General features: G+C 68.1%; 5 protein-coding genes. All 5 read right to left on the bottom strand.

From position 1 onward, the window contains the following. Window positions 1–44: 44 nt before the first annotated feature. Window positions 45–602, bottom strand: coding sequence for a histidine phosphatase family protein (locus AC1D0P_RS23495; RefSeq protein ID WP_477678946.1), 558 nt, complete (start codon window positions 600–602; stop codon window positions 45–47). Between the two features lie 19 nt (window positions 603–621). Next, the gene (locus tag AC1D0P_RS23490) at window positions 622–1,467 is read right to left on the bottom strand and encodes an adenosylcobinamide-GDP ribazoletransferase (protein ID WP_477678945.1); all 846 of its coding nucleotides are present in this window, start codon (window positions 1,465–1,467) and stop codon (window positions 622–624) included. Between the two features lie 17 nt (window positions 1,468–1,484). Beyond that, window positions 1,485–2,546 carry a nicotinate-nucleotide--dimethylbenzimidazole phosphoribosyltransferase gene (gene cobT, locus AC1D0P_RS23485; RefSeq protein ID WP_477678944.1) on the bottom strand — a complete coding sequence of 354 codons (1,062 nt, stop codon included), beginning with the start codon at window positions 2,544–2,546 and terminating at the stop codon, window positions 1,485–1,487. Then, complete coding sequence (locus tag AC1D0P_RS23480) at window positions 2,503–2,766, bottom strand: cysteine-rich CWC family protein (protein ID WP_477678943.1); 264 nt, start codon at window positions 2,764–2,766, stop codon at window positions 2,503–2,505. Before AC1D0P_RS23480 ends, cobT begins: the two co-directional genes overlap by 44 nt. Before the next feature lie 16 nt (window positions 2,767–2,782). Further along, the coding region (locus tag AC1D0P_RS23475) for a threonine ammonia-lyase (RefSeq protein ID WP_477678942.1) at window positions 2,783–3,449 on the bottom strand (667 nt) is incomplete at its 5' end.

Genomic DNA, 3,449 nt, shown 5'->3' with positions numbered 1-3,449 from the left:
GACCATCCAGGGTTGCTGCCATTTTTTTGTGCCTTGTCTGGGTTTTAAGAGGGGGTTTCCAGCTCGAGTGTGCACCATTGCCCGTAGGCCGGCGCTTCAACAGGCCACTCGTCGGCCCTGGTGATCTGACGCGTGCCGCGCGCGATCAGTTCCACGGCACGTATGACACCGGCGTGCGTGATCCACAGGGTGTCTGCCTGGCCCCGCAATTCATCGAAGGCCGAGGCGACACGTGCCATGACCTGGCTTGTGCTTTCACCGCTGCCGCCCACGGCGTATTCGGCGAAGCCGTCTGTCCAGGATTGCAGTTCTGTGGGGGCGATGTCCCGCCAGGCTTGGCCTTCCCAGGCGCCGAAGTTGATTTCCTGAAGCCGTGGGTCGCTGCTGCAGGCCAGGTCGGGCCGGAGTTCGCGCAGGGCTTGCGCGAGTTGAGCGCATCGCTGCAAGGGGGAATGGGCAACGCGGGTGTCGGCTGGAAGCAGCTTGGCCAGTGCCTGTGCGCATTCTGCGGTGGCGGCAACATCGGCTGCCACCTCCTGCCGGCCGTAGCAGATGCCGGGATCTATCAGGGGGTTTGCGTGGCGGACCAGCCAGAGTCTCATGGCTTGGTGGCCGTCCTGGTCACAGGCTGATCGCGAGGCCGAAATAAAACGCGATTTCGCACACCTGCTGGGTGGCGCCCAGGCAGTCACCGGTAAAACCTTGCAGCCGGCGTTTGAACATCCGCCCCATCCACAGCAGGGCCAGGAGGGCAAAGCTGCAGGCGACGATCAGGTTCAGGGCGTCCAGCGCAAGGGCGGCCAGGGCGAGGGCGACAAAACACCAGGCAAAGCYGACCAGCAGGGCGCCCGGCGAGATCTGGTCGGCCAGCGGTTTGGACTTGGAGGCGGCCGTGTCGCCGGCGTGCGGCAGCAGGTAGATCAGCAGCAGCGGCAGGCCGCGCGAGACGACGTGGCCCGTCCACAGCGCGGCGCAGATGTACCAGCTCGCAAAGGGCGCTTCTTCCCAGCCGGTGGGCGCGCCCTCGACCGAACCGAGGATGGCCAGCAGCGAGACCTTGGCGAGCACGGCCAGCACCAGGGCCATGGCGCCGAAGGCCCCGACGCGCGAGTCCTTCATGATCTGCAGCGCGTGCTCCCTGTCGTGGCCGCCGCCCAGGCCGTCGGCTGTGTCGGCCAGGCCGTCTTCATGAAAGCCGCCGGTCAGCAGCACGGTGGCGGCGGTGGACAGCGCGGCGGCCACCAGCGGCGTGAAGGTGGTGTCGGGCAGCAGGGCCTGCACCAGGGCGTACAGGGCGGCGGCAAAAGCGCCGGCCAGGATGCCGACGCCGGGGAAGTGTCCGGCGCTGGCGCGCAGCAGTTCGGGGCTGTAGCCCACCCAGTCGGCCAGCCGCCCGGTGATGGGGATGCGGGTGAAGAACTGGACGGCGAGCAGGTACTCGCGGATGAACTGGGCGATGGCGGTCATGCGGTGCCCCTTGCGGTTCAGGCGTCTTCGCGGCCGCTCACGCCGGCGGAGTCAAAGCTGGCCATCTCGTTGAGGAAACCGGCCGCCGACTGCAGCAGCGGCCAGGCCAGCAGCGCACCCGTGCCTTCGCCCAGGCGCAGGCCCAGGTCCAGCAGCGGATCGGCCTGGAGGTGGGCCAGCAGCAGGCGGTGGCCGTGTTCTTCCCCGCGGTGGCAAAACACCATGTAGTCCTGTACGGCGGGCGCCAGGGCCCTGGCCGCCAACGCGGCGGCGCCGGCGATGAAGCCGTCAACCAGCACGACGCGGCGCTCGCTCGCGGCCTGCAGCATGGCGCCGGCCATCATGGCGATTTCAAAGCCGCCCAGGGCGGCCAGCGCATCCAGGGGCTGGGTGGCGCCGGCATGGCGGGCCAGTGCCTGTGCCAGCACCTGGCGTTTGTGCGCAAGCTGGGCGTCGTCCAGGCCGGTGCCACGGCCCGTGGCCTCATCTATGCCGACGCCCGCCAGGCGCGCGAACAGCAGGGCGGCGGCGGAGGTGTTGGCAATGCCCATCTCGCCGAAGGCGACGGCATTGCCGGGCAACTGGCGCACGATGTCCATGCCGGCCTGCAAGGCGGCGCGCGCCTGCGCGGCCGTCATGGCGGGCTCGTGGCGGATGTTGCGTGTGCCGGGCGCGATCTTGCGCTGCAGCAGCTGCGGGTGCGGCGCGAGTTCGGCCGCGACGCCGGCGTCCACCACTTGCAGCGCAAAACCGTGCTGGCGCGCGAAGACATTGATGGCGGCGCCGCCGGCCAGCATATTGCCGACCATCTGCACCGTGACGGCCTGCGGGTAGGCGGAAACGCCTTCGGCGGCGATGCCATGGTCGGCCGCGAAGACCACCATCTGGGGTTCGCGCAGCGTGATGGTTTCACTGCGCTGGACCAGGCCCAACTGCAGCGCCAGGCTTTCGAGCCGGCCGAGCGCGCCCAGCGGCTTGGTCTTGTGGGCGATCTTGTGCCGCAGCCTGGCCTCCAGCGGGAGGTCGGCGGTGGGCTCAATCGCGGGCAGGATCAGGGGTGGAAAGTCGGGAGCGTTCATCGGTGATCAGCTTGAGGCAGGCGGGGCAGAAGCAGGACGGCGCGTTGCCTTCGGCCCGCGCGGGACGTTCACTGGGAACAGGCATGAGGTGAGGCAGTTTGACGCACCAGCATTCGGCATCACCCGCCACCATGCCGCAGCGCAGGCCGGCGCCGCAGCGCGGGCACACCGAGGTGTTGGCCGGGGCGGGCTTTGCCGGGGGTGCGCCTTGTGCATTCATGGCGGTTGTGCCGGGGTCAGCTTTGCAGGAAAAGCCGGTAAACCGGGTTGGCGGTTTCCTCGACGTGGGGGTAACCCAGGGTGTCGAGGAAGTCCTTGAAGGCTTTGTTGTCGGCCTTGGGCACCTGCAGGCCCACCAGGATGCGGCCGTAGTCGGCGCCCTGGTTGCGGTAGTGAAAGAGGCTGATGTTCCAGCCCGGCCGCATGCTCGAGAGGAACTTCATCAGCGCGCCGGGCCGCTCGGGGAAGATGAAGCGCAGCAGGCGCTCGTCTTTGGACAGCGCGCTGTGCCCGCCGACCATGTGGCGTATGTGTTCCTTGGCGAGCTCGTCGTGCGTGAGGTCCAGGGTCTTGAAGCCGTGCCGCGAGAAATTGGCGGCGATCTTGGCGCTTTCTCCCTTGGCCGAGGTGGTCAGGCCGACGAAGACATGGGCTTTGGCGTCGTCGTTGATGCGGTAGTTGAACTCGGTCACGCTGCGCGGCCCGCCGGGCAGCTCGCCGATGACTTCGCAAAAGCGCCGGAAGCTGCCGCGCTCTTCGGGAATCGTTACGGCGAACAGGGCTTCGCGCTCTTCACCGACCTCGGCGCGCTCGGCGACGAAGCGCAGGCGATCGAAGTTCATGTTGGCGCCGCACAAAATCGCGGCGTAAGTCTCGCCCWTGGTCTTGTGCGTGGCCACGTAC

This window comes from Polaromonas sp. P1_G2, from assembly GCF_056405515.1.
Note: the sequence above shows the minus strand (reverse complement) of the source record. Positions and strands in the feature narration are given on the sequence as shown.

Bases quoted from the DNA above. Each gene is read 5' to 3' on its own strand.
- AC1D0P_RS23495 (WP_477678946.1), bottom strand. From the start codon at position 602: ATGAGACTCTGGCTGGTCCGCCACGCAAACCCCCTGATAGATCCCGGC.
- AC1D0P_RS23480 (WP_477678943.1), bottom strand. From the start codon at position 2,766: ATGAATGCACAAGGCGCACCCCCGGCAAAGCCCGCCCCGGCCAACACC.
- cobT (WP_477678944.1), bottom strand. From the start codon at position 2,546: ATGAACGCTCCCGACTTTCCACCCCTGATCCTGCCCGCGATTGAGCCC.